Genomic DNA, 743 nt, shown 5'->3' with positions numbered 1-743 from the left:
AATTATCAAAGCGAAATATTTCTTTTTAACTCTTGTAGAAAATATATACAGGAACACCTGGAGGAAATGGAAGAAGATGGGATTAAAGATATTCCATTCTCTACAGATAGAAACCCAATACCTGGACTACCAAATATATTTAAAGGTACAGCGTATCTTTCTAAATTAGTTTGGAAAGCTTTAGATAAAGTTATTGTATCTGCAAAAGAAGCGATGAAGTGGTTGCAACAAGTATCTAAATTAGTTTCAGAAAATGGATTGCCTGTAGTATGGACAACACCAACTGGATTTGTAGTTCAAATGGTATGTCCTGTATTAGAAACTAAAAGAATAAATACTTATATGGGTGAGAAAATTTTCAGACCTAAATCTGGAAACTACACACCAGATATAAGAAAAACTTCTATAGCAATTGAAACAAATAAAATTGATAAGCGAAGGGTAGCTAATTCTATAGCTCCTTGTTTTGTCCACGCACTTGATGGAGCCATACTTCAGAAGGCTGTGTGTAAAGCTAATGATGCAGGCATAGAAAGTTTTGCTTGTGTTCATGATAGCTTTGGTGTTTTAGCTTGTGATGTTAATGATATGAATGTTGCAGTAAGAGAAGCATTTGTAGATATATTTGATAATAAAAATCTACTAGAAGAATTTAAGCAGGAAATAATTCCTCAAGTTCACAAAGATAGTAGAAGTAAAATCAAAGAAGCTCCAGCTCAAGGAACGCTACAATTAAAACAAGT

Annotated in this window: 1 protein-coding gene; it reads left to right on the top strand. The window is 32.8% G+C overall.

Features of this window, described 5'->3' with window-relative positions; all coding sequences use genetic code 11:
- Window positions 1-66 precede the first annotated feature (66 nt).
- A partial coding sequence (locus tag AMN70_RS03325) for a DNA-directed RNA polymerase (RefSeq protein ID WP_218836803.1) occupies window positions 67-743 on the top strand: 677 nt, incomplete at its 3' end.

The sequence above is a fragment of the Candidatus Pelagibacter communis genome, from assembly GCF_001179925.1.
GTDB lineage: Bacteria > Pseudomonadota > Alphaproteobacteria > Pelagibacterales > Pelagibacteraceae > Pelagibacter > Pelagibacter ubique_E.
The sequence above is the reverse complement of the archived record's forward strand: the minus strand, read 5'-3'. Positions and strand labels throughout refer to the sequence as shown.